Source organism: Winogradskyella aurantiaca, assembly GCF_003362725.1.
GTDB lineage: Bacteria > Bacteroidota > Bacteroidia > Flavobacteriales > Flavobacteriaceae > Winogradskyella_A > Winogradskyella_A aurantiaca.
Window position 1 is genome coordinate 96,386 of the sequence record NZ_QKTV01000007.1, and the last position, 18,559, is coordinate 114,944.

Genomic DNA, 18,559 nt, shown 5'->3' on the forward strand with positions numbered 1-18,559 from the left:
GCAACCGGCGAAAATTGGTACTTTTAAACCCAATCAATTAATCATTGCAAACTCCTCGACTTTATTTCATTGATGCTGTACGAGCCTTTGCTATTCTTATGATGCTCCAGGGGCATTTTATTGATACTTTGCTAGCGCCTGAGTACAAGGATTTAAATAACACAGCATTTCAAGTTTGGTCTTACTTTAGAGGCATTACAGCACCAACGTTTTTTACCATATCAGGGTTGATATTCACCTACCTCCTACTTATTGCCAAGCGGAAAGGAACTGTGGCATCAAGAATGAAAAAAGGGTTGTGGCGAGGTCTTATGTTAATTGGAATTGGTTACGCCTTAAGAATTCCGTTGTATCGATGGTTAAATCTTGAAATGGGTTTGTCCTTCTTCAAAGTGGACGTCCTTCAAATAATTGGATTATCCTTAATAATTGTTGTACTCATGTATCAGTTATTGTTGAGAAAGACATTTATTTTTTCAATTCTTATGTTTTTGATTGGAACTGCAGTGTTTTTATGCGAACCCATGTACCGAAACTTAGAACTTCCTAACATTCCTATTCCATTAAGCAACTATTTGAGCAAATCAAATGGATCTATATTTACCTTAATTCCCTGGTTTGGTTACATGGCCTATGGCGCCTTTATCGCCACGATATTTTATAAATACCTTGCCAAACATCACTTCAAAACCAATACCATCATTGGATTTATCCTCACAGGAATTATACTCATATATTTTTCAAGTCACATCTTAATGCTGTTGCACTTTAGTCTCGATGTGGAATTATTTAAGGAAGTGGCTTATTACAATTACTTGTTTACCCGTCTAGGCAACGTATTAATTTTATTTGCCTTGTTCTATTTGTTTGAATTTTTGGTACGACAACCGCTTATATTAAGAATAGGACAAAAGACTCTGTCCATATATGTCATTCACTTTATAATTATATATGGCAGTTTTACCGGTTTAGGATTAAATCAAATTATTGGCCCAACACTTAATCCAAATATGGCTATTATTGGAGCAATAGTATTTTTAATAGTCGTTTGCTTCTTATCTTTTTATTATATGAAACCTAATAAGTTTATATATCAACAGATTCGAAAATTTCTAGACAACCGCAAAAACAATAAAGCCGTACTCGACTAACTATAATTCTCAAACCAACTAAAGGTCTCCTCAATAATCCGGTCCTTCTCATTATTAACAAAATCCAAAAAGGCCTCAGCAGTTGGAGATAGTTTTTTAGACTTTAGCCATATCAGGTGCCAATGTGTAACTATTGGAAGTCCTTTTAATGGAATAATCTGCAATTCGCCATGTTGCAGGGCGTTTTTAATACCAATGATTGGCATTATTGACAAACCGAGACCAGCTATTAAGGCCTGTTTCAATGCCTCGTTTGATGTTAATGTCATTTTCTTCTGAGTTGGCAGACTATTCTTAGCTATAAAAGTTTCCATGGCATTACGGGTAGCGGACCCCTCCTCTCTGTAGATTAAAGGATATTCCTCAAACATTTTCGCTTTTGATGACTTTAACGAAAAATCATAGCGCGTGCTCGCCGTTAAAAACAATCTGTTTTGCATTAACTGTACCTTATTAAGATTTAAATGCTCAGGAATAACGGACACTAAGGCAAAGTCCACCTCATTATTCTCAAGATGCCGGACCACAGTTGACTTATTCGTTACATCCAGGATAAGATCTACCCCCTTGTTGGTATTCATAAAGTCAGACAAAAAATAAGGAATCACATACTTTCCTGTGGACACAACAGAAATTTTTAAGCGACCTGCAATCTGTCCTTGAAAGGACATTGTTTTATAGTTTATGGCTTCGACTTCATTTATTATTTTTTCAGCGGCATCTGCTATTTCCTTTCCAAAATCAGTGATATAAAGTTGACGACCTACTACTTCGGTCAATGGAATGGAGAATTGATCCTGAAATTTTTTTAATTGGATAGAAACAGCTGGTTGCGTTAAATATAATGCCTCTGATGCTTTGGTTATGCTCTTCTCTTGAACAATCTTTAAGAATATCTGAAGCTGATGTAAGGTATAATTCATAACAATCGCTTATGCTTTTTATTACAAATATAAATAAAAATTTATTAAATAATTGTTTCAATTTTGCCCCGAAATTATGAACAAGAAAATGAGTCAAGTATATAAGCTAGTCTCAAACGAATTTAAAAAATCAGTTTCATCAACTGATTTTTATGTAAATGAAAGAATCCAAAAGGTAGGGAAGCCCTTGGAGCTAAAAGCTAAATTAAGTTTAATTGGATTTGCACTAGTTAGCATTTGGGTTTTGGTAACAGCCTACCTTAACGAAAGCATATTTATTGATAAAATAGCCATTAGTCTCTTTATAATTACTTGTCTAGGAGTTATAAGATTTATGTCTGGAAACATTACAAGAGAATCTAAATAATTTAAATAAAATCAAGAATCATGTTAAATTTAAAAGACCAAGCAAACGTTCAAACCACACAAAAAGTACAACTTGTTGAAGGAGGATTTTCAGCTTCCGAAGCTATGGATGTTATTTGTGCTCTAATAGAACAGAAAATTAATTTTCATAAACTCCAAAGGTTAAGCATCTGCGAAGGTCATTGCGACGCTGATACTGAATTTGAAAACCGTAGAATTGACGAACTTTTGAACGAAATGAAGATCGCCAAGGAATACCTTGTCGAAGCCCGTAGAAATGGTCAAATGGTGACCATTAATGGGGTGCTTGACTTTAGCATCCTAAAATAAGGTTTTAAGAACATAGCATCCTTAGTTAATAGCACAACATTATGGATTTACATTTGTTAGTTGATAATCTAACCAACCCCGCCCTGCTCTTCTTTTTCCTTGGTATTCTGGCCGTTCAACTGAAAAGTGACCTTGAAATACCGCCTAATTCGTCAAAATTCATATCCCTCTATCTACTCTTTTCTATTGGGTTTAAGGGTGGACAGGAATTAGCTCATAGTAATCTGGATAGTGAAATTTGGTGGTCTTTATTGTTCGGAATCTTTCTGGCGATTATAGTACCCCTTTATACCTATTACATATTACGTATACGTTTCTCTGTACCTAATGCAGGGGCCATAGCAGCTTCCTACGGATCTGTAAGTGCCGTGACATTTGTAACGGCTATATCTTTTTTGGAAATCGAACAAATAGGCTTCGGTGGTCATATGGTAGCGGTCATGGCTTTAATGGAAGCTCCCTCCATTATTATTGGTGTTTTACTAATCTCTATATACGACAAAGCCAATTGTGAAATTCCAATGAAAAAAGTGCTGAGACATGCCCTAACCAATGGTAGTGTTCTATTAATCCTTGGAAGTCTGGTGATTGGATTTCTAGCTAGTGATCAACAAGCGCAGGGAATTAAACCGTTCACCACTGACATTTTTAAAGGGTTTTTGGCCGTATTTCTATTAGACATGGGAATTACAAGTGGAAAAAAACTAAATGCACTACTCAAAAAAGGCGTGTTTGCTTTAGCATTTTCTATTGTAATACCAATTATAAATGGTTGTGTCGTAGCTGTAGCCAGCGGATTATTTACTGAGAGCATAGGTAATCGATTTTTATTCGCCATACTCGCTGCTAGCGCCTCCTATATTGCGGTTCCAGCTGCAATGAGAATTGCAGCACCAAAGGCTAATCCTAGTTTGTACCTACCAATGGCTTTGGCCATTACCTTTCCATTTAACATTACCCTTGGTATGCCTTTATATCTTTTGATTATCCAGGGCATGAGCTAAGAATTAAACATTTATTTCGGTTTTAATAAAAGTTAAAAAGTACTATTGATACCCTTCATTTTCTTTAATTTTGCGCAACAAATTTCAAAATCAGAAAATGAAAACCACTGCCTTAACCAATACCCACATAGCACTAGGTGCAAAAATGGTACCCTTCGCAGGCTTCAATATGCCAGTTCAGTACGAAGGTGTTAATATTGAACATGAAACTGTCCGCCAGAGTGTTGGTGTGTTTGATGTATCGCACATGGGTGAGTTTTTAGTTGAAGGACCAGGGGCCCTGGAGTTAGTTCAGTATATTTCTTCTAATGATGCCTCTACACTTACTGTAGGGAAAGCACAGTATAGTTGTATTCCAAATGATGATAATGGTATTGTCGATGATCTCATTGTATATAGGGTTAAAGAAGACACCTACCTATTGGTTGTAAATGCTAGCAATATTGAGAAGGATTGGAATTGGATCAATTCAAAGAATACATTCGGTGCTACCCTAAGAAATATTAGTGATGATTATTCTTTACTTGCTATCCAGGGACCTAAAGCTTCAGAAGCTATGCAATCTTTGACGAGTATTGATTTGTCAGGAATAAAATTCTATCATTTTGAAATTGCTGATTTCGCTGGTATTTCAAACGTTATCATTTCAGCAACAGGTTATACTGGAAGCGGTGGTTTTGAAATCTATTGCAAGAACACAGAAGTACAACAAATTTGGGATCGTGTATTTGAGGCTGGAGCTGAGTATGGTATCAAACCCATTGGACTTGCCGCAAGAGATACTTTAAGATTAGAAATGGGATATTCGCTCTATGGAAATGATATTGACGATACCACCTCTCCATTTGAGGCAGGATTAGGATGGATAGTTAAGTTCACTAAATCATTTAATAATAGTGAGGCCCTGGCAGATCTAAAAGCAAAGCCTTTACAAAGAAAAATTGTAGCATTTAAAATGCTTGATCGCGGTATTCCTCGACAAGGATATACCATTGTTGATGGGTCAGGAAATTCTATTGGCACCGTAACATCAGGCACTATGTCACCCTCATTGAAATACGGTATTGGATTAGGTTATGTAACTGCTGACTTCAAAGCCATTGATTCTGAGATTTACATTCAAGTTCGCAAAAAAGCCCTCAAGGCAAAAGTTGTTAAATTACCCTTCTATAAGCCTTAGGGATGACCAAAGCCCCAGAAAAGTTTCGAATTCTAATTTTAGGCGCTAGTGGTTTTTTAGGAAATGCACTTTATAAGGAGCTATGCCCCTATTTCAAGACCTTTGGAACCTATTTTTCTGCCACCAAGGAGTTTAAGAAAAACAAACAATTTGTTCAGTACAACCTGGAGGAAGATGATATCTATGAAATCCTGAATCTGGTTAAACCAGACATTGTTATATCGGCACTTCGTGGTGACTTTAATGCACAGACCATTGCACACCAACATCTTTCTGAATATGCTTTAGATCATGGTGCCAAGATCATATTTATCTCCTCAGCAAATGCGTTTGATGCTTACAGTAAGTTCCCTAGTTATGAACTTGACAAAACCTTAAGTCACAGTGTCTACGGCCATTTTAAAATAAAGATTGAAAATATGCTATTGAGGCTTCCCAAGAAGCAAGTAGCTATCGTGAGATTACCAATGGTTTTTGGAACCAATTGCCCAAGAATACAAGAACTTAAATCACATATTGAGAATCAAACAGCTGTTGAAGTTTTCCCTAATTTAGTCATGAATGTGACACTCGATAAAAAGTTTACCCAACAAGTACATTATATTATTAATAGAAAGAAACATGGAATTTTCCATTTGGGCAGTACCGATTTAGTGCACCACGATGATTATATTTCAGAATTGCTAGATATTCTTTCTTCAAAGAAAACCAAACTGAAACAGGTTTATACGACAAACGAAGAACGCTATCTGGCTGTTTTGCCCAAATACAACAAATTGCCAAAACACCTTCAAATAACTAGTCAAGGAGTGCTAGAGGAATTCGCAAAAATTTAACCTTACCTGTTTCCCTTTATTTATTAAATTAGAACATAAATTTTCTTTTATGACTAAATTATCACCTGAAGATATTGAGAAAAAGCTACTTCGTTTCCCAGAATGGGTCTATGAAAATGAAGCTATACATGCCGAATTTGAATTTGAGAACTTTAAAGATTGTTTTAGTGCCATGTGCCGGATCGCTTTTGAATGTGAAGCTTTAAATCATCACCCAAATTGGAGTAATGTATACAACGTTCTTAGTATAAGTCTTTCAACCCATGATGCAGGTGGTGTTACCGACAAAGATTTTAAACTTGCTGAGGCCATAGAATCAATTGTTGAAGAAGACGAAGAATAGTATATTTGTTTCCTTTCAGTTAGAATTACCAAAATTATAAGACATGGGAAGAGCTTTCGAGTTTAGAAAAGCACGAAAAATGAAACGCTGGTCGGCCATGAGTAAGGCCTTTACGCGGATTGGAAAAGATATTGTTATTGCTGTTAAAGAAGGAGGACCTGATCCTGACAGTAATTCTAAACTTAGAGCTGTAATCCAAAATGCCAAGGCTGTGAATATGCCTAAAGACAATATCGAGCGTGCCATTAAACGTGCGTCAGATAAGTCTCTTGGTGATTATAAGGAAGTGATATTTGAAGGTTATGCACCTCACGGAATCGCTATTTTGGTAGAGACCGCAACTGATAATAATACAAGAACGGTAGCCAATATTAGAAGTTACTTTAATAAATGTGATGGTAGTTTAGGGACATCTGGTTCAGTAGTATTTATGTTTGATCATACTTGTAACTTCAGAGTTAACTCTGAAGACCTGGATCCAGAAGAATTAGAATTGGAATTAATAGATTTTGGAGCTGAAGAGGTGTTTGTGGATGATGATGGCATCCTTATATATGCCCCCTTCGAGAGCTTTGGATCCATTCAGTCTGAATTAGAAAATAGAGGTATCGAAATACTTTCATCCGGGTTTGAGCGTATTCCCCAGGTTACAAAAAAACTAAACCCCGAACAGGCTGCTGACATCGATAAACTTCTAGAAAAAATTGAAGAGGATGATGATGTACAAAATGTATATCACACAATGGATGAGTCTTCTTCAGATGATGATTAAAGAGTTTTCAAGTAGGCAAGCACATTAGTTTCAATGCGTTCCTGAATGGAACTGACATCGGCCTTTACAAATGATTCGCCTGTAATATTCTCGTATAATTCTATGTAACGATTACTCACCGATTCAATGTATGAATCTGACATTTCTGGTACTGATTGTCCTTCTAGACCTTGAAACCCATTGGTGATAAGCCATTGGCGAACGAACTCCTTAGATAACTGCTTTTGAGGCTCACCCTTTTCCTGACGTTCTTCATAACCATCCTTGTAAAAATATCTGGAAGAATCAGGGGTATGAATCTCGTCAATAAGGACTATTTTTCCATTCTTAGTCTTTCCAAACTCATATTTAGTATCCACCAAAATCAACCCTCGTTTAGCTGCAATCTCAGTGCCTCTTTGAAATAATTTCCTGGTGTAATCTTCAAGAATTACATAATCTTCTTTAGATACTATACCACGATTTAAAATTTCATTTCGTGAGATATCCTCATCATGGTCTCCCTTCTCTGCCTTGGTAGCAGGAGTAATTATGGGTTCAGGGAAAGCATCATTTTCTCTCATACCTTCCGGCATTGGAACTCCACAGAGAATTCGTTTACCAGCTTTGTACTCGCGAGCTGCATGCCCTGACATATAGCCCCTTATTACCATTTCAACTTTGAATGGGTCGCACAGATGGCCAACAGCAACATTTGGATCTGGAGTTGCAACCAGCCAATTTGGCACTAAATCCTCAGTATCATGCATCATTTTAGTAGCAATTTGATTGAGAATTTGACCTTTAAAAGGGATACCTTTCGGCATCACCACATCAAATGCGCTTAATCTATCTGTAGCAATCATTACAAGAAGATCGCCGCTAATATTATATACTTCTCTTACTTTACCCTTGTATACACTCTGCTGACCTGGAAAATTAAAATTGGTAGCCGTTATGGTTTGACTCATCTTCTTAAATTAAATCGTGCTAATGGCAATTAATCTCTGTTTTCAATACTCTTATAGGCAGATATAATCTTTTTCACCAACTTGTGACGGATAACATCCTTGTCATCGAGAAAAACAATACCCACTCCATCTACATTCTTAAGTATTAACAAAGCTTCCTTTAAGCCAGATATTGTTCTTCTTGGTAAATCTACCTGACCAGGATCTCCTGTTAGTAAAAACTTAGCGTTTTTTCCCATTCGAGTTAGGAACATTTTCATTTGATTATGAGTTGTATTTTGCCCCTCATCTAAAATTACAAATGCGTTGTCAAGTGTACGTCCTCTCATAAATGCCAAAGGTGCAATCTGTATAGTTCCATTTTCAATAAAGCTAGCAAGCTTTTCAGCTGGTATCATATCTCTTAAGGCATCGTATAGGGGTTGCATATATGGATCCAACTTTTCCTTAAGATCACCTGGAAGAAATCCTAAATTCTCACCCGCTTCAACTGCAGGTCGCGTTAAAATAATACGCTTAACCTCTTTATTTTTAAGGGCTTGGACTGCTAAAGCCACCCCTGTATAGGTTTTACCAGTACCTGCAGGCCCAATGGCAAATACCATATCATTTTTACGCATACTTTGAACCATCTTGCGCTGATTGGCAGTCTCTGCTTTAATAATACGACCACCTACTCCATGAAGAATAACGTCTCCATTCATAGTGGTATTACTAAGATCCTCTGAATGCCCACCCATAAGAACACGCTCAATACTATTTTCATCTAGCTTGTTGTATTTACCAAAATGAACCATTAATTTGGTCATGTTTCGGTCAAATTCTTCGAGTAAATCTTCGTCGCCGTAAGCTTTTATTTTGTTGCCTCTGGCAACTATTTTTAATTTGGGATAGTACTTCTTAAGAAGAGCAATATTGACGTTTTGGGCACCAAAAAATTCTTTTGGTGAAATCTCTTCGAGTTCAAGAATAAGTTCGTTCAAAGGCTATGGAATTTTGATGAATAAATCTACTAAGTTTTATTAGATTTGTTACCCAACAAAGCTAAACATTTTAGCATACCATTGCCTAAAAAAATATCAACAATTAACCAATGCCAATAATAACTTTAACCACCGATTTTGGGGAAAAAGATCATTTTGCTGGCGCCATAAAAGGGGCTATTTACAGTGAACTTCCCGAAGTTAAAATTGTTGATATATCGCATTCCGTAGCTCCTTTTAACATTGGTGAAGCTGCATACATAATTCAAAATGCCTATAAGAGCTTTCCTAAAGGTAGTATTCACATAATCGGTATAGATTCTGAATTGAACCCAGACAATAAGCACATTGCCATTAGTCTGGACGATCATTACTTTATATGTGCTAACAATGGAATAATGAGTATGATTTGTCAGGAAATAGCTCCTTATAAGATTGTAGAGATTAATATTCATGATAAAATTGAAACAAGTTTTCCAGTTTTAGATGTATTTGTCAAGGTTGCCTGCCATATTGCTCGTGGTGGAACTTTAGAGGTCATTGGAAAAGTTATTAACAGTATCAAGCCTATTAAGAATTTGATTCCTTTTGTAAATGATGAAAAAACTCAAATAATTGGAAATGTGATTTACATTGATAACTATGGGAATGTGGTAACCAATATTAGTCAGGCCTTTTTTGAATCCATTCAAAAAACAAGAGCCTATGAAATCTCTGCAAGGAATTACAAGTTCAAAACCATACATAACAAATACAGTGATATCGTCAACTTTAGTATTCCTGAAGAGCGCCGCAATGATGAAGGCCGACGTTTAGTTGTATTTAATGCATCTGGATATCTGGAAATTGCAGTTTATAAAAGTAATACTGAAACAGTAGGTAGCGCTTCTTCATTAATGGGTCTGAGTTTAATGGATACTGTGACTGTGAGCTTTTCTAAAACCTAAGAATGTTAGTAAGAATTGTAAAAATGACCTTTCAACCTTCAAAGACAGACGAATTCTTGTCTAATTTTGAGCGTCATAAATTAAAGATTCGATCGTTTTCAGGATGTCAGCGATTAGAGCTATATCGCGAACAAAAAAGGAGCAATATTTTTTTTACCTACAGCTATTGGGATTCCACCGAACATCTTGAAGCGTACAGAAATTCTGAGCTTTTTAAGAACGTATGGAAAGAAACTAAAGCTCTATTTTCAGACAAACCAGAAGCTTGGAGTGTGGATAAGTTAGTGGTATTAGGTAACAACTATTCAGAGGAGGTATGATAGCTATTTTAAAAAAAGAAATAAATACATTTTTTTCATCACCAGTGGGGTATTTAGTTATTGGTGTTTTTCTAACCCTTAACGGGTTATTCTTATTTCTCTTCAAAGGAGATTTTAACATTCTTGATACTGGAATTGGAAGTTTGACGGCTTTTTTTGAACTCACACCTTGGATCCTGATATTTTTGGTACCCGCTGTGACAATGCGAAGTTTTAGCGATGAAACAAAACAAGGCACCTTGGAGCTCTTATTAACCAAACCAATTTCGGTCTTTAATCTAGTCTTAGGTAAGTTTCTAGGTTCTTTATCATTAGTGCTTATGGCTTTAATTCCAACACTGTTATACGTCGTTACTCTATACCAATTGTCAAGTGCACAAAACACCATTGACCTTGGTAGTATTATAGGATCCTATTTTGGGCTTATGTTTTTAATTATGGCCTATACGGCCATTGGAGTTTTTACTTCAAGTTTGACAAGCAATCAAATAGTGGCATTTATTTCAGCCGTGTGTATTTGTTTTTTGATGTATTTTGGATTTGAAGGTTTGTCAGAATTTAATCCGTTGGGCAACAGCTTCTCAATTGATTCAATGGGAATGTTATCTCATTTTAAGAGTATTAGTCGTGGGGTTTTAGATAGCAGAGACCTGATATACTTTTTAAGTGTTAGCGGTCTATTTTTAGTCTTAACTAAGATTAACCTTTCAAAAAAATAATCCAATGGTTATCACGGTCCCTTTGGTGATTTTTTTACTGCTCAATTTTGTTCTCATCTTTTTATTTTTAAAAACCGTTGATAAGCGCCAATGGTTGGTTGGTTTATTAAGTCTCATTTTGACCCCAGTTATTTATTTTTATGTGTTTTATCCTTTTCTGAACATTATTAGCAGCTACCATCATCAAAAGCATTTTAATTCTGACAATTGGAAGGAGAATCCAGGATTGCGTTATGAAATGATTGATCAAATGAGAATGTCCGAAGATTTATTTGGAATAAGCAGCCGTGAAGCCCAGGATCTATTTGGTAAGGCCGAATGGTACACCTGGGATGAAACAGCAAAACAGCATGATAGTACCAAATGGAATTATGGATTGGGCATTGAGCCTGGGGCCTTCAATAAAATGAAATCCAATGCCGTTTTTATTTTTCAGAAAAATGAACTTGTGGCGATTGACACGTATGAAGAACAGCTAAGCTATGAAGCAGAACCGAATAATTAAATCTAAGATTTACACAGTAGTTATTGCTATTGTCGTTGTTGTAGCAATTAACATTATTAGTAGTATAGGATATTTTCGTAAAGACCTTACCCAGGACAAACGTTATACCCTTTCTGAAAGTTTCAAAGAACTGCTACAAACTGCTCAAAATCCATTGATTATTGATGTGTTCTTAACAGGTGGTACCCCAAAAGAATTTCGATTACTCAGAGATGAAACAGAGCAGCTGATTGATGAGATTAAGACTGTTAACAAAAGGGTTATTGTCAATTACATTGACCCCCTAGAAGACGAAACCAATCGAGACCGTAATATTGAGGAATTGACTAAAAGTGGCCTTGAACCCTATGTAAATAGCACTATGGTCAGTGGTAAAGCGTCGCAGGAATTAGTCTTTCCATGGGCGTTTGCAAGTTACGATGAAAAGACCGTCGCTATTCCTTTGATGAAGCGAAGCATTACCGAGGATATAGAAACACAAATGTTGAACTCTGTTCAAGGATTGGAATACGCATTTGCTGATGGCTTTAGAAAAATTTTGCAACCCAAGTCTAAAAAGATCGCTATTCTTAAAGGTAACGAGCAGTTAGAGGATCTTTACGTAGCAGATTTTCTAAAAACACTTCAACCGTACTATAACCTAGCCCCTTTTACTTTAGATAGCATAGCTGCAGATCCAAATAGAACCTTAGGCAATCTAAAAAGATTTGATTTGATCATCTCGGCTAAGCCATCTGAGCCATTTACAGAAACGGAGAAGTTAGTACTCGATCAATATACAATGTCAGGAGGTAAAAGCATCTGGTTAACAGAAGGAATGATCATGGATAAAGATAGTCTTTACAGTGAGTCTGGTAGTTCTGTTTCGGTTCAAAAAGATCTAAATCTCAATGATTTCTTCTTTAAATATGGTATACGCGTAAATCCTGATTTGGTAAAGGACCTCTACTCTGCCCCTATAACAGTAGCAATTGGAGAAGGAAGTCAGTCACAATTTCAACCAGTGCAATGGCAATATTCACCATTATCAAAATCTATGGGGTCACACCCAATTACCAAAAACTTAGAGTTGGTTAAGTTTGACTTTGCAAGTTCAATAGACACTCTTAAAAACGACACCCAGAAAACAATACTACTGCAAAGTTCTGAAAGATCGAAACTGGAAGGTCCCTTGACAACCATATCGTTAAATTCTGTGACATCTCAACCTAACCCTGAAGAATACAATCAAGGGTCGCAAAATTTGGCAGTAATGCTTCAGGGAACCTTTAAATCCTGCTACAGTCAGCGTATATTACCTTTTAAATTAGATGGATATAAAGATGTGAGCACAGGTAATCCTAAAATGCTAGTCATCTCAGATGGGGATTTAATAAAAAACGAAGTATCCAGGTCTGGACCATTGGAGTTGGGGTTTGATAGGTTTACCGGACGACGATTTGGAAACAAAGAATTCCTACTAAATGCAGTTAACTTCATGCTTGATGATAATGGCTTAATCGATCTTAGATCAAGAGACATTGCTATTGCCATTTTAGATGCAGAATTAATTGAAGATCAAAAAACGAAGTGGCAGTTTATTAACATCCTTCTACCATTGATTTTATTGCTAGGATTTGGGCTTATATTTAATTACCTGAGAAAGCGCAAATACGCCGCTATTTCTTAGGTAAATACCTCGTTAAACAGCTTTAAAAATCGGCTTTTGTTGTTAATAAGTTTCTTTCTGATTGCACAAGGGAAAAGATATATTTGTAAGATAAAATTTAATTAGCTTAACTAATTTCACATGAAGTTCATTGTATCGAGTACATACCTGCTAAAACAATTGCAAATTTTAGGAGGAGTTATCAATAATAATAACACATTACCCATTTTAGACAATTTCTTATTTGAGCTAAATGGTTCTGATTTAACTATTTCTGCAAGCGATTTAGAGACCACAATGTCAGCCGGTATTGAAGTAGAAAGTGATTCGGAAGGCAGTATCGCCTTACCAGCCCGACTGTTATTAGATACTTTGAAAACATTTCCCGAACAACCCTTAACCTTTGTGATTGAGGACAATAATACTGTTGAAATAAGTTCTAGTCACGGTAAATATGCTTTGGCTTATGCTGATGGTGCGGAATTTCCAAAATCGGTTGCTTTAGAACAACCTATGGCAACTACCGTTATTGGTGACCTTTTAGCAACAGCTATAAGTAAAACCATATTCGCTGCAGGTAATGACGACTTAAGACCAGTTATGAGTGGTGTGTTTTTTCAATTCCATTCAGATGGATTAACATTTGTGGCTACCGATGCTCATAAATTGGTTAAATACTCAAGAAGTGATGTATCTGCTAATGATGCAGCTGAGTTTATTATGCCAAAGAAACCCTTAAATCTTTTAAAAGGCATCCTAACTGGAAGCGAAGAAGACGTCCTTATAGAATACAACGAGACCAACGCAAAATTCACTTTCAAAAATACAGTTTTAACTTGCCGTTTAATTGATGGAAAATATCCAAACTATGAAGCTGTAATTCCCAAGGAGAATCCAAATAAATTGGTAATTGACAGAACCCAATTTTCTAATTCTGTTAAGCGTGTTAGCATATTTTCGAATAAAACCACCCATCAGATTCGTTTAAAAATTGCGGGAGCTGAACTCAATATATCGGCAGAAGATATTGACTACAGCAATAAAGCAGAAGAACGATTGAGCTGTGATTATCAGGGTGATGATATGCAAATTGGTTTTAACTCAAGATTCTTAACTGAAATGATAGGAAACCTTAGTGCAGATAACGTTCAACTAGAGATGAGTTTACCTAATAGAGCAGGAATTCTTACTCCTATTGATGGTCTTGATGAGGGTGAAACCGTGACCATGTTAGTCATGCCAGTGATGCTGAACAATTAGGACTGGAACAATAGTATTTTAGACATAGTAAAAAAGGCTCGCGAATGCGAGCCTTTCCGTTTTTACCTCTTTAACAAAATAACTAACTAACAAAATTAAGAGATAAGGGGTAATTCGGGAGCTCCCGATTACTTGCTTTAATAGCGTTTATTATAGGGAATATAAAAGATACAATTGCCAATAATAAAAATCCTAATAGCCCCAATCCTACTAATAAGATTAATGGAATGCAAATAATAGAATAAACAATAATACTCAATTGAAAATTGATAATAGCCTTTCCATGTTCATCCATTCCCATAACCTTTTCCTTTTGAGTAGCCCATAAAATTAAGGGTACAATTAAGCCGCCAAATCCTGTAAGACAGGTTAATAACTGACTTAAATGAGTGATCACAATCAGTTGATTATCTTCACGCTTCATTGTATAATAATTTGATTCCATGCCTATTGGACGTCCAAAGACAATAAATGTTACACCGGATATAGATAATATTTTGAACTAACTGTTTTTTTTCTTATCGCTAAGCATAAAGTTTATAAGAAGCCCAATTAGTATAATCACCACTAAAAAGAAAACCGATAGCATTACAACACCGTTGGTCCAATTAAAAAGTACAATATTCATGATCTTAATGTTTATTGCAATCTAATTATCAGAAATCTAAAGGGCAATGACATTTATCATGACCATAAAAATTAATCATAAAAAATTCATTGTCAATGACTTGTATATTAATCTCTAATGCTTAGATTTGTTGGTGAAAAAGAAAAACTGTTTTAAGCTCTAAGCTTAACACTCTGAAGAAGCTACTGGCTTCCTAAATTAAAGTTACATAGGTAGTGGTTTCTATGTCATTTTAAAACTGTTGGACCTTAAGGCTTCTTTGTAAATCTAAAAATTGCTAGATCATGAAAACCACGCGTCGTAATTATTGTTCTCCTCTACTGTCATTTGACATTTATCTGGATCACTTTCATAAAACCATTAAGCAGATGAAAAGCAAAATGGATATTTCTGAAATCAATCGATCTGTAAATACTGTGATATCTAAAAGCTTAGAAAACAGAATCCTTAACGATCAGTATGACGCTATTGTTATAACTGATAAGCAACAAAAAATAGTTTGGGTAAGCGAAGGGTTCTATGATATGACCGGATATTCTAGCTCATATGCCGTGGGTAAACAGCCAACTTTTCTGCAAGGAAAAGATACGCAGACATCAACAAAAGAAAGGATTAGAGTCAATTTGGACAACAACAATAACTTTTCTGCATCGTTAATTAATTACAAAAAGAATGGCGAAGAGTATATATGCCAATTAAAGCTATTTCCTCTCAAGGATCCTGATAATAACATCACTCACTATCTGGCATTAGAACGCCGATTGGAAGCGGCTTAATTAGATAGTAGCGCTTTCATTTTCTTTGGTGAAACGTATTCAAACACCCTTGTTGTAACTTTAAAATTCTCGTCCAACAATACGAGTACAGGCAAGGAAAACGGGGTGCCTTCCCTTGTGGCTAGGGCTAATGCGATTTCGTGAGTGGGATTTCTTTTTAAACCAACCTCCTTGTTCCTAAAAATGTCCCCTCCAAAGTTGATTTCATCGGAGGTTTCCGCATTCATTTTTACTGCGTAGTAATCGGTGTTCATTTCCGAAATTACTTCAATATCCTTGAAAGCAGTTCTATTCATTTTTTTGCAATATTGACACCAATCGGCATAGAAATAAATTAGCACTGGCTTCGGTGTGGTCTGAAGAGCATCCTCTAAATTCTCAAAACTTATCCAGTTTATTGATTGATTTTGAGCATCAGAATTCAAAATGGCCAGACTTAAGGCAAATCCTAGGTATAGAACTTTAATAAATGTCATCTTTAATGCAATTTACCAAACTTTAATCCAACAAACACAGATCTCGGGGCCGGAGGACCATACACATAATCCGAATCTCTGGTAGGGCCACTATCGAAATCTCTTTGATAGCTATTAAAGAGATTTTTAACACCTCCCGATAGGGTCACCATAAACTCTTCGGTGAGGTCCAGATGCACGTCGGCTTTTAAGTTCAAGTCAAAAAACGAATTAACACGATTCAATTGTAAAAAACCTGTCTCACTGACAACAAGCGGTACTGTCATAGGTCCTGTATAGGTTCCTGTAAGATCGATTTGATACGTATCATTAGGAATCCAGGAAGCGCTCATATAACCATATACACTTGGTGTTCTGACGAAATCCTGAATAAATATATCAGATTCACCAGGAGTCCCATCCCATTCGTACAAAAGTTGTGGACGCTTAAAACGAGCTCGTTGTAACGTTCCGCCTAATTGCATTTGCCATTTTGTATTTGGTGATACACCCAACTCAAAATTAGTTCCATAGACATTGGCTCCTTCACCATTTCTTACTTCTTCTACAATGGATCCATTGGGTAGTTGAGCCCCAGTACTCACAGTTGTAAATGGATTCTTAAGATCGGTATAGAAGCCTTCAAGTAAAATGTCAATTTGTAAAAGCGAAATGGATTTTGAGTAGTTATAGGAAGCTGTAAAGGCATCTGAAAATTCTGGTTCTAAATCGGATGACAAGATTACAAATTGAGGCTCCCCTCCGACGCTTGATATGTGTAAGTCCTCGTCAAAAGCCTGTGGCGCTCTAAACCCTCTTGCATAGCCTCCACGGAACTTAGAATTAGACGACAACTGGTACATGACGGTTGCTCTTGGGGACAATACAGTATTTTGAAAATCAACATTCCGTTCGATATCAGCAATGGTATATTTACCATCCACTCTCACATTATCAAGTCTGGCACCTATTAAACCGGTAAACTTACCTGTAGGTTTCCATTCGTATTGCCCATAGATACCAAGGGCATTGACCTTTTGATCAATGAGCTTATTGTAACCGGGAATGAAGTCATCGGTCCTATTTAAATTATACTCAGCGCCAGTAGTTAAGATATCTCTTTCAAAATTTTTGGTGTATTGGAATCCAGATACCCAGGCCAGGTCTTTCGTGTTTCCGTAAGCATTATTGGCAAGTATGCTATCCTGAGGTGTACGGCCACCTCCTAATCCACCGTAATAACTTTGCCTATCCGTATTAGAGATTGAAGAATATACTTGGTAATCTGAGCTGTTATCACGACTCGAAATATCATACTCTATTCCACCGATAAATGTATCATGATCCAATTGCTCAGTTATATCTGTAAACTGAGGAGCGAGTTCTAGCCGATCACCACCACGACGGTATTCTCTTAAAGCTGTTAAATTTAATGCCAATCGACTTCTGTCGTTTGGCTTAAAAAAGGCCTTTCCGCCAAAAGTTGTATTTCGTAATGCTACAATTTCAGTAAAACCATCTCCATTAGCATCAAAAGGATCTCTGTTTCTATAGTTTCCAAAGACTGTAAAACCACTTCTTAAATCATCTGCAACTATTGAGGTATTTAACGTCAACAAACGATCTACTGCTGTTCCGCCTATTAAAGACAAATTACTTCCTACTTCCCAAGTATTTAAAATAGGATCTTTTGTAATAACATTGATAGTTCCTGCTATGGCATTAGAACCATACAATGCAGAACCCCCACTTCTAACAACTTCTACACGTTCAATAGTATTAGCAGGTATTTGCTCAAGACCATACACTCCTAGAAGTGATGTAAAAACGGCTCTGCTATTTAATAATATCTGAGTGTAAGCACCATCAAGGCCGTTTAAGCGCACCTGTGTGAATCCACAATTCTGGCAATTGGTCTCTACACGCACACCTGGTGCAAAATTAAGACCCTCGGCCACAGTTATGGATTGGGTTGCTGTAAGAATTTGAGGTTTAATAGTTGACACTACAATTGGGGTGTTTTTTCGTTCTACCCTATTTCTTGTGGCGCTAATTACAACCTCATCGAGACCTAATGGATCTTCTTCCAAATTAAAATTCAACTCAAGCACCATTCCATTATTTAGATCAATAGTCTTAGATTGTGTTCTAAACCCTTGAGATGATATCTCCACTATAATTGTTGTTTGTGCGTACAGTTTTAATTCGTAAAACCCATCAATATTAGAGGTGGTTCCTAAACTTGTACCACTAATTCGAATACTTGCAAATGGAATGGGCTGACTTTTCGAAGTAATTTGCCCTTTTATAGTGCTCAGATCTTGCCCAAAACTAACAATTGATATGATGCCAAAGAGAACAGGAAGAATAAAACGCTTTAAATACAAATCTTTTATATAACTTAATTAATTTTTAGGCAAATCTAATAATTAAATTCCTTTATTATGCTAACTTTGTTTCATA

Annotated in this window: 21 protein-coding genes; 15 read left to right on the forward strand and 6 right to left on the reverse strand. The window is 36.3% G+C overall.

The annotated features are described in order from the left end of the window. The first annotated feature begins 44 nt into the window (after positions 1 to 44). Positions 45 to 1,151: a heparan-alpha-glucosaminide N-acetyltransferase domain-containing protein gene (locus DN064_RS11960; RefSeq protein WP_115462895.1), complete on the forward strand. Its 1,107-nt coding sequence runs from the start codon at positions 45 to 47 to the stop codon at positions 1,149 to 1,151. On the opposite strand, the gene DN064_RS11965 is transcribed toward DN064_RS11960, so the two are convergent. Then, positions 1,148 to 2,074, reverse strand: coding sequence for a LysR family transcriptional regulator (locus tag DN064_RS11965; protein WP_115462896.1), 927 nt, complete (start codon positions 2,072 to 2,074; stop codon positions 1,148 to 1,150). The two genes, DN064_RS11960 and DN064_RS11965, sit on opposite strands and share 4 nt — an antisense overlap. 88 nt (positions 2,075 to 2,162) lie before the next feature. On the opposite strand from DN064_RS11965, the gene DN064_RS11970 reads away from it, so the two are divergent. From DN064_RS11970 to DN064_RS12000, 7 genes are all read left to right on the forward strand, one after another. After that, positions 2,163 to 2,441, forward strand: a complete 279-nt coding sequence (locus DN064_RS11970; RefSeq protein ID WP_115462897.1) for a hypothetical protein — start codon at positions 2,163 to 2,165, stop codon at positions 2,439 to 2,441. A gap of 20 nt (positions 2,442 to 2,461) precedes the next feature. Then, positions 2,462 to 2,770: a hypothetical protein gene (locus DN064_RS11975; protein WP_115462898.1), complete on the forward strand. Its 309-nt coding sequence runs from the start codon at positions 2,462 to 2,464 to the stop codon at positions 2,768 to 2,770. A gap of 41 nt (positions 2,771 to 2,811) precedes the next feature. Beyond that, positions 2,812 to 3,774, forward strand: coding sequence for a sodium-dependent bicarbonate transport family permease (locus DN064_RS11980; RefSeq protein WP_115462899.1), 963 nt, complete (start codon positions 2,812 to 2,814; stop codon positions 3,772 to 3,774). Between the two features lie 97 nt (positions 3,775 to 3,871). After that, positions 3,872 to 4,954, forward strand: coding sequence for a glycine cleavage system aminomethyltransferase GcvT (gene gcvT, locus DN064_RS11985; RefSeq protein WP_115462900.1), 1,083 nt, complete (start codon positions 3,872 to 3,874; stop codon positions 4,952 to 4,954). A 2-nt stretch (positions 4,955 to 4,956) separates the two neighbouring features. Further along, positions 4,957 to 5,790 carry a sugar nucleotide-binding protein gene (locus DN064_RS11990; protein WP_115462901.1) on the forward strand — a complete coding sequence of 278 codons (834 nt, stop codon included), beginning with the start codon at positions 4,957 to 4,959 and terminating at the stop codon, positions 5,788 to 5,790. A 49-nt stretch (positions 5,791 to 5,839) separates the two neighbouring features. Further along, on the forward strand, positions 5,840 to 6,133 hold the full coding sequence (locus DN064_RS11995; protein ID WP_115462902.1) for a 4a-hydroxytetrahydrobiopterin dehydratase: 294 nt from the start codon (positions 5,840 to 5,842) through the stop codon (positions 6,131 to 6,133). Between the two features lie 43 nt (positions 6,134 to 6,176). Next, the gene (locus tag DN064_RS12000; RefSeq protein WP_115462903.1) at positions 6,177 to 6,905 is read left to right on the forward strand and encodes a YebC/PmpR family DNA-binding transcriptional regulator; all 729 of its coding nucleotides are present in this window, start codon (positions 6,177 to 6,179) and stop codon (positions 6,903 to 6,905) included. On the opposite strand, the gene DN064_RS12005 is transcribed toward DN064_RS12000, so the two are convergent. Both DN064_RS12005 and DN064_RS12010 read right to left on the reverse strand, forming a co-directional pair. Further along, positions 6,902 to 7,855, reverse strand: coding sequence for a phosphoribosylaminoimidazolesuccinocarboxamide synthase (locus DN064_RS12005; protein WP_115462904.1), 954 nt, complete (start codon positions 7,853 to 7,855; stop codon positions 6,902 to 6,904). The genes DN064_RS12000 and DN064_RS12005 overlap by 4 nt on opposite strands. Positions 7,856 to 7,884: 29 nt before the next feature. Further along, entirely contained in the window at positions 7,885 to 8,838 is a 954-nt protein-coding gene (locus DN064_RS12010) for a PhoH family protein (protein ID WP_115462905.1), read from the reverse strand. 110 nt (positions 8,839 to 8,948) lie between these two features. On the opposite strand from DN064_RS12010, the gene DN064_RS12015 reads away from it, so the two are divergent. From DN064_RS12015 to dnaN, 6 genes are all read left to right on the forward strand, one after another. Further along, positions 8,949 to 9,785, forward strand: a complete 837-nt coding sequence (locus DN064_RS12015; protein ID WP_115462906.1) for an SAM hydrolase/SAM-dependent halogenase family protein — start codon at positions 8,949 to 8,951, stop codon at positions 9,783 to 9,785. Positions 9,786 to 9,787: 2 nt separating this feature from the next. Further along, on the forward strand, positions 9,788 to 10,105 hold the full coding sequence (locus tag DN064_RS12020) for a putative quinol monooxygenase (protein WP_115462907.1): 318 nt from the start codon (positions 9,788 to 9,790) through the stop codon (positions 10,103 to 10,105). Beyond that, positions 10,102 to 10,824, forward strand: coding sequence for a gliding motility-associated ABC transporter permease subunit GldF (gldF, locus tag DN064_RS12025; RefSeq protein ID WP_115462908.1), 723 nt, complete (start codon positions 10,102 to 10,104; stop codon positions 10,822 to 10,824). The genes DN064_RS12020 and gldF overlap by 4 nt, the downstream gene beginning before the upstream one ends. Before the next feature lie 4 nt (positions 10,825 to 10,828). Further along, positions 10,829 to 11,329 (forward strand): hypothetical protein, encoded by a 501-nt coding sequence (locus DN064_RS12030; protein WP_115462909.1) that lies wholly within the window; start codon positions 10,829 to 10,831, stop codon positions 11,327 to 11,329. Continuing rightward, positions 11,307 to 12,998, forward strand: coding sequence for a gliding motility-associated ABC transporter substrate-binding protein GldG (gene gldG / locus DN064_RS12035; protein ID WP_115462910.1), 1,692 nt, complete (start codon positions 11,307 to 11,309; stop codon positions 12,996 to 12,998). Before DN064_RS12030 ends, gldG begins: the two co-directional genes overlap by 23 nt. A gap of 120 nt (positions 12,999 to 13,118) precedes the next feature. Beyond that, the gene (gene dnaN / locus DN064_RS12040) at positions 13,119 to 14,237 is read left to right on the forward strand and encodes a DNA polymerase III subunit beta (RefSeq protein WP_115462911.1); all 1,119 of its coding nucleotides are present in this window, start codon (positions 13,119 to 13,121) and stop codon (positions 14,235 to 14,237) included. A gap of 82 nt (positions 14,238 to 14,319) precedes the next feature. On the opposite strand, the gene DN064_RS12045 is transcribed toward dnaN, so the two are convergent. Continuing rightward, positions 14,320 to 14,661 carry a DUF4870 domain-containing protein gene (locus DN064_RS12045; protein WP_232827485.1) on the reverse strand — a complete coding sequence of 114 codons (342 nt, stop codon included), beginning with the start codon at positions 14,659 to 14,661 and terminating at the stop codon, positions 14,320 to 14,322. A gap of 488 nt (positions 14,662 to 15,149) precedes the next feature. On the opposite strand from DN064_RS12045, the gene DN064_RS12050 reads away from it, so the two are divergent. Beyond that, a complete protein-coding gene (locus DN064_RS12050; RefSeq protein WP_115462913.1) occupies positions 15,150 to 15,641 on the forward strand; it encodes a PAS domain-containing protein in 492 nt (163 codons plus the stop codon). Here the strand turns inward: DN064_RS12050 and DN064_RS12055 are convergent. Continuing rightward, positions 15,638 to 16,117 carry a thioredoxin family protein gene (locus DN064_RS12055; RefSeq protein ID WP_115462914.1) on the reverse strand — a complete coding sequence of 160 codons (480 nt, stop codon included), beginning with the start codon at positions 16,115 to 16,117 and terminating at the stop codon, positions 15,638 to 15,640. The genes DN064_RS12050 and DN064_RS12055 overlap by 4 nt on opposite strands. A 2-nt stretch (positions 16,118 to 16,119) precedes the next feature. Continuing rightward, positions 16,120 to 18,483: a TonB-dependent receptor gene (locus tag DN064_RS12060; RefSeq protein WP_115462915.1), complete on the reverse strand. Its 2,364-nt coding sequence runs from the start codon at positions 18,481 to 18,483 to the stop codon at positions 16,120 to 16,122. Positions 18,484 to 18,559 lie beyond the last annotated feature (76 nt).